The sequence below is a fragment of the Streptomyces sp. NPDC050732 genome, assembly GCF_040654255.1.
In the GTDB taxonomy this organism is placed as follows: domain Bacteria; phylum Actinomycetota; class Actinomycetes; order Streptomycetales; family Streptomycetaceae; genus Streptomyces.
This window is the reverse complement of record NZ_JBFAHP010000050.1, coordinates 48,039-54,038: the sequence shown is the minus strand read 5'-3', so window position 1 is coordinate 54,038 and position 6,000 is coordinate 48,039. Positions and strand designations below refer to the sequence as shown.

Annotated in this window: 5 protein-coding genes and 1 riboswitch; all 5 genes read right to left on the bottom strand. The window is 69.6% G+C overall.

Features of this window, described 5'->3' with window-relative positions:
* Positions 1-116: 116 nt before the first annotated feature.
* The 5 genes from AB0H82_RS33400 to AB0H82_RS33380 all read right to left on the bottom strand — a co-directional run bounded on the left by AB0H82_RS33400 (position 117) and on the right by AB0H82_RS33380 (position 5,646).
* Complete coding sequence (locus AB0H82_RS33400) at positions 117-1,871, bottom strand: ABC transporter substrate-binding protein (protein ID WP_362999266.1); 1,755 nt, start codon at positions 1,869-1,871, stop codon at positions 117-119.
* Between the two features lie 102 nt (positions 1,872-1,973).
* Positions 1,974-2,978: an ABC transporter permease gene (locus tag AB0H82_RS33395; protein ID WP_362999265.1), complete on the bottom strand. Its 1,005-nt coding sequence runs from the start codon at positions 2,976-2,978 to the stop codon at positions 1,974-1,976.
* A gap of 298 nt (positions 2,979-3,276) precedes the next feature.
* On the bottom strand, positions 3,277-4,044 hold the full coding sequence (locus AB0H82_RS33390; RefSeq protein ID WP_362999264.1) for an enhanced serine sensitivity protein SseB C-terminal domain-containing protein: 768 nt from the start codon (positions 4,042-4,044) through the stop codon (positions 3,277-3,279).
* Between the two features lie 78 nt (positions 4,045-4,122).
* Positions 4,123-4,905 carry an enhanced serine sensitivity protein SseB gene (locus AB0H82_RS33385; protein ID WP_362999263.1) on the bottom strand — a complete coding sequence of 261 codons (783 nt, stop codon included), beginning with the start codon at positions 4,903-4,905 and terminating at the stop codon, positions 4,123-4,125.
* 63 nt (positions 4,906-4,968) lie between these two features.
* The gene (locus AB0H82_RS33380; RefSeq protein WP_362999270.1) at positions 4,969-5,646 is read right to left on the bottom strand and encodes an AAA family ATPase; all 678 of its coding nucleotides are present in this window, start codon (positions 5,644-5,646) and stop codon (positions 4,969-4,971) included.
* Positions 5,647-5,807: 161 nt separating this feature from the next.
* Positions 5,808-5,914: riboswitch (glycine riboswitch) on the top strand.
* The last annotated feature ends 86 nt before the right edge of the window (positions 5,915-6,000 follow it).

Here is a 6,000-nt window from a genome sequence, read left to right as displayed (position 1 = left end):
GTGGCCGGGGCCCCCTTGTGAGGGGTCCCGGCCACCGCCCGGGGCCATCACCTGCCCTTCGGACTGGCGGGATTCGGCGGCGGTGGGACGGTCAACTGCGGTTCGTACGGCGCCTGTTACTTGACGACGCCGAGCGAGACGTAGTCGTACCGGCCGTTGTAGGCGTCGGACATGTAGGCGTTGGTCAGCCGCGATCCGCGCCAGGTGATGTTCTTCTCGTAGAGGAAGGGCATCCAGTCGGCGTTGTCGAGGATCCGCTTGTCGAGCTGCTTGTAGATCTCACCGGCCTTGGCCGGGTCGGTCTCCGCGATCGCCTTGTCGAAGAGCGCGTCGATCTTCTTGTCCTTGATCTGCGACTCGTTGTAGTTGCCGTTCTCGATCAGGAAGCGGCTGTCGAACAGCGGCTGCGCGTAGCCCTGGCCGGACGGGAAGTCCGGGCCCCAGCCGCTCATCTGCATGCTGTAGCCGCGCTTCTTCACGACGGAGGGCGAGCCGGTGATGCTGGCGGAGTCGGCGCCGTCGAGGGACTCGACACTGACGTCGATGCCGACCTTCTTCAGCTGGGCCTGGAGCGCCTCGGCGGCGTCGACCTCACCCGGGTTGTTGTTGCGGGCGGTGAGCTTGGCCTTGAAGCCGCTCGGCTTGCCGCACTTCTTCAGCTCGTCCTTGGCCTTGGCCGCGTCGGGCTTGCCCTTGCGCGCCAGGACGCCGTACGGGTCGTAGTCGCTGTGACCGGGGATCGCCTCGGGGAACGTGCTGTTGGCGATGTCACCGGCCGCGACCTTGCCGCCGCGGGTCTGCTGCAGGCTCGCGAAGTCCGTGCCGTAGAAGACGGCCTTGCGGCAGTGGACGTTGTTGAAGGGCTCCGCGGTGTGGATCAGCGCGACGTAGCGCACGAAGGACGTGTGCATGTTGTCGACGTTGTCGCGGTGGTCCGAGACGGCGGAGACGCGGCCGGACTGGGTCATGCCCGTGCCGTTGAGGTCGACGTCGTAGTCGCCCGCCATCAGCTTCTTGTCGTTCTCCTCCAGGTTGGCGGAGATCGTCACGTCGATCTTGTCGGGCAGCGCGGCGCGGATCGGGTCCGAGGACTTCTTCCAGGCCGTGTTGCGGACCAGCACGATCTTCTTGCCGGACTTGTACGACTCGAACTTGTACGGGCCCGAGGAGAACGGGCGCGCCGTGTACTTCGCCTTGGTGTCCTTGGACGCCTTCACCGCCGAACCGGTCGGCATGGCGAGGAACTGCTCGAAGTCACCGTTGCGCTTGGGCAGTTTGAAGATGATGGTCTGGTCGTCGGGCGTCTCGATCGCCTTCAGACCGCCCTTGTCCTTGTAGGGACCCTTGTACTTCTTGTCCGGGTCGAGCGCCTGGCGGATGTAGCCCGGGCCACCGGTGATGGTGTCCGTCGCCCAGGAGCGCTCGATGCCGTACTTGACGTCCTTGGAGGTCAGCTTGGAGCCGTCCTCCCAGGTGACCCCGTCACGCAGCTTGTACGTGTAGGTCTTGCCGTCGTCCGAGATCTTCGCGGTGGAGGTGGCGAGGTCCGGGACCAGCTTCGTGCCCGCCTTGCCCGGCTTGGTGTCGTAGGACACCAGCTGCCGGGTGTAGAAGCGCATGAAGTCCCAGGACATGCCGTAGTAGGCGCGCTGGGGGTCGGCCGAGTCGAGGTCCTGCTTGCCGACCATCCTCAGCGTCCCCCCCTTCTTCTTCGACGGGTTGGCGACCTTGTCGAGCGCGGCGTTGTAGCCGGCGCCCTTCGAGTCGCCGTCGCCACCGTCACCGCCGCCGCACGCCGTGGTGGTCACCAGCGCCGCGACGACGAGGGCCGCACCGCTGGTGAGCCGTCGTTTCGAGGAAACTGTGGGCATTTTCTCGTAACCTCCGAGATTCGCGGTCCCTGGCCATGTGCTGCCGGAGAACCATGGTGAAAGCCACCTGACATGCGGCAGGGGCAAGCCGGTTGGGCGCTTCTAGCGCGTCCCCTTCGGGTCGAGCGCGTCCCGCAGCGCGTCGCCGAAGAGGTTGAAGGCCAGCACGGTGATGAAGATCGTGACGCCCGGGAAGACCATGAACATCGGGTCGTGCTCGTACGTTTCGAGCGCGTCCCGCAGCATGCCGCCCCAGGACGCCGTCGGCGGCTTCACACCGGCGCCGAGGAAGCTCAGGGCCGCCTCCGTGAGGATGTTGGTCGGGATCATCAGCGTCGCGTAGACGGTGATGGGGGCGACCAGGTTGGGCAGCAGCTCGCGGAACAGGATGTGGCGCCGTCCGCCGCCGAGGCTGCGGGCCGCCTCCACGTACTCGCGCTCACGGAGCGAGAGCGTCTGGCCGCGCACGATCCGGCCGACGTAGGGCCAGCCGAAGAAGCCGATGACCAGCACGAGGATGCCGACCCGCACCCCGCTGCCGGTGAGCCCGAGCAGGTCGTCCGGCAGGACCGAGACCAGCGAGATGATGAAGAGCAGCTGCGGGAACGAGAGCAGTACGTCCATCACGCGGCTGATCAGGGCGTCGATCCAGCCGCCGAAGTAGCCGGCGATGATGCCGAAGAGCGTGCCGAGGGCGACGGCGACCACGGCGGCCAGGAAGGCCACGAGCAGCGAGATGCGTGCTCCGTAGACGATCCGGCTGAAGATGTCGCGGCCCTTGTTGGGCTCGACGCCGAAGAGGAAGTCGCCGCTGACACCGCCGAGCGCGCCCTTGGGGAGGTTGGTCAGCTCGTCGAGCTCCTCCTGGTGGAAGTCGTTGGGCGGGTGCCCCAGCAGACTCACGATCAAGGGCGCGAAGACGGCGACCAGCACCAGGAACAGCACCGTGATGCCGCCGGCCAGGGCGACCTTGTCCCGCTTCAGGCGGTTCCAGGCGATCTGCTTGAGGGACCGACCCTCGACCTTCTTCACCCCTGCATCAACTGCGGGGGCGACGTCCTCGGTCGGGTCCGCGTCCGCAGGTGTGTCATGCAATGGTGCCGTCATCGTGGCAGGGACCCCTCTCAACCGGTGGTGACCGGCCCGCACTTGCCGCTGTAGCGACGTGATCAGTCCGTCGTACACAGGGGGCGAAGGCCCCTGGAGCGGGAGTCTTCATCCACGTCGCGATCTGTTACCAGACTTGACGGGGAAAGGATGCGCAACCGTGATGCTGATCGAGGTGTTCCGTTATGCGGACGCGGGTGAACGAGGGGCGAACACGGGGCAGTTGGGGCGCAAGGCGCCACGGGAGCCCATAGGGCCCCACCGGCACCAGAACGGACATCGCGTCCGTCGGCGCTGCTCAGTACTGCGCGGGGTAGCCGTAACCGCCGGCCTGGGCGGGGGCCGCCTGTGCCTCGCGGTCGTAGAACGGGCGGGCGTTGGCGCGCAGCCACATCGCGACCGGGTCGTAGTCGTCGGACATCGCGACGGTCGAGACGGGCAGGCCCTCCGGGACGGCGGGGATGGACTGCCGCATCATCGTCCGCACCGCGTCGACCGACGGCGGCGACGTGTCGTATACGTCCAGGCCGATGGCCAGATAGGGCGCCCCCAGCGCGGGCTGCACCCAGGCGCGGCGCAGGGAGCGCACCGCGGGGGTGCGGTGCGCGTTCTGCGTCAACAGGGCGTAGAACTGGGGGATTTCGATGCTGGGCTCGGTGAGCCTGAGCGGTCCCGCGGGCAGCAGGTCGAGGCCGGTGGCGATGCGGCGCAGGTCGAGCCAGGGGATGCCGACGCCGCCGCCGGGCGCGTGCGGGTTGAGCCAGAGGCCGTAGTGGTCGGGGTAGAGGGTGCGGGCGATGTCGGTGCCGCGCACCACTTCATAGCTGCGGTTCCAGCCACTGGCGGAGAGTTCCTGGGCGGAGGTCACACAGGGGGCGTAGCCGAGGCCGTCGACCTCCATGTTCCCGTACTGGGCGTCGGGGGAGCCGGCCTGGCCGTGCCAGAGCAGCATCCACACCCGGTCGGCGGCGAGGGCGCGCAGCAGCGCCTCGTACGCGTCGTAACGCCCCGGCGTCACCTGGCGCAGCAACTGCTCCAACTGCCCGGCCGTGCCCGACGCACTCACCCGTAACCGCTCCTTCGTGACGATCTCGGTGGACCCGAGGAATGGACCCGAGTAATGGACCCAAGGAATGGAACCAGCTTAAGCGGCGATCCGGTGGTAGAACGGCCGCACCTTCGCACGCAGCCAGTCGCCGACCGGGTCCTGCGCCACGTCGAGCAGCACGAGGTTCACCGGCCACGGGGCCGGGACCTGGCCGAGGGCGCGGCCGAGGGCCGCCATGGGGAGCTCGCGGGCGTTGCCGTCCCAGGTGGCCAGTTCGACGCCGACGAAGAGGACCGGGGCGTCCGTCTCGATGTCGGCCAGGCAGCGGCGCGCGGTGAGCACCACGCCGGTCGCCTCGAACTCACGGCCGGCGGCGGCGAGGAAGTCGACCGGGTCGTGCTGCCAGTCCGGTTCGTAGAGGCGGACCCGGCCGCCGGTGGCGGGGCCGTCCAGCGGGGTGCGGCCGACTCGGCTGAGCTCGGCGACGGCGGGCGGCGGCAGCGGGACGCCGACGGTGCCGTCCGGGTTCAGCGCGATGCCCAGCTGCGGGGGGAGGCCGCGGGCGAACTCCACGGCGGGCGCCACGGTGCGGCCCATCCGGTCGGCGGCGTCGCCGAGGGCCTGCCGGAACTGCTGTTCGGAGCTGAAGACGGGGACGTACGCCTGGCCGTCGATCTCCAGGGTCGGCAGGTCCAGGGTGCCGCTGTCGGGGCCGCCGCCGTTCGGCAGCGGGATCCAGATCTGGCTGCGGCCGAGCACCTCGACGATCCGGCCGCCCGCCGACGCGTCGGCACCGAGGGAGGCGGCGAGGACCTCCTCCAGTTCGTTGCCCGGCCATCCGCCGTACGGATGGGCATGTGCCTGCGCCGGAAAGTCCATCTGTCCGTCCAACCCCTGCTCGCGACCGCTCTGCCTGCGGCTCGAACCCTAGCGCCGCTGGACTCAGCGGTCGAAGGCGATCGCCCGGAGCGCCTGTGCCGCGTCGCGGTCGAGCAGTACCGCGGAGTGGCAGCCGCGCGGCAGGTCGCCGCGCTCGGTGGCGCCGACGAGGCGGCCGACGGTCCTGCGGTGCCGCGTGAACGCGTACCGCGAGACGCCTCTGCCGCGCTCGCGCTGGCCCTGGAGCGCCGTGTCCACGGGGACGTCGAGCAGCAGCAGGTGCAGGGCGGCGCCGCGGCGGGCGGCCTCGCGGGCGAGCCAGCGGCGCACCCACGCCTGGGTACCGCAGTCGTGCACGACGACGCCGGCGCCGGTGCGCAGGGTGCGGCGCAGGCCCGCGTAGTGCGCGAGGCGGACCAGGGGGCGGTAGACCGCGTAGGGCAGCAGGCGCGGCATGCGGCGGGCCCAGCGGTCGCGGGTGTCCTGGGAGTCGATGCGCGGGCCCGTGACGGCCTGCCGCATCAGCGTCGACTTTCCGCCACCGGGCAGGCCGGAGACGACGACGAGGTCGCCCTCGCCGAAGGTGAGGCGGCGGGGGCTGTGGCCGGCCCGGTGCCGCAGGTCCCGGACGACGGCCACGGGGAGCGGGCCGCAGCTCTCCGCGGCCGGGGTGGTGGCCTGCTTGGGCAGCGCCACCCCCGTGGTAGTGGCAAAGACACTGGTCCTGCTGCGCACCGTGATCGGCCTCCCCGTAGCGGTCACGTACTGCTTTCCCCAGCAAGTGTAAAGAGAAGGTAATGCGGCACAAGAGCATTCCGGGCAGTGCGCTCCGTATCCGGGCACCACTCCCCGTGGACAGGGTCGCGTGCAATGATGTGCCCGCCAACTCCATACCGGCCGTTTGAATCCGCGCGGGAGAGTCCCCGGAGCCAGCACGCACGCGTGCCCGGGGCGCCGAAGGAGCAAGTCCCTCCCTTGAATCTCTCAGGCCCCGTACCGCGCGGGCGAGGCACATCTGAAAAGCGGGCCGCCCCGGTGGTCCCACCCAAGGTGCAAGCCGGGCGTCTCACATATCGGGACACGCTCGGCGAACCT

Excerpts from the sequence above, each read along its gene's own strand:
- AB0H82_RS33400 (WP_362999266.1), bottom strand. The coding sequence starts at position 1,871 with ATGCCCACAGTTTCCTCGAAACGACGGCTCACCAGCGGTGCGGCCCTC.
- AB0H82_RS33395 (WP_362999265.1), bottom strand. The coding sequence starts at position 2,978 with ATGACGGCACCATTGCATGACACACCTGCGGACGCGGACCCGACCGAG.
- AB0H82_RS33385 (WP_362999263.1), bottom strand. The coding sequence starts at position 4,905 with ATGGACTTTCCGGCGCAGGCACATGCCCATCCGTACGGCGGATGGCCG.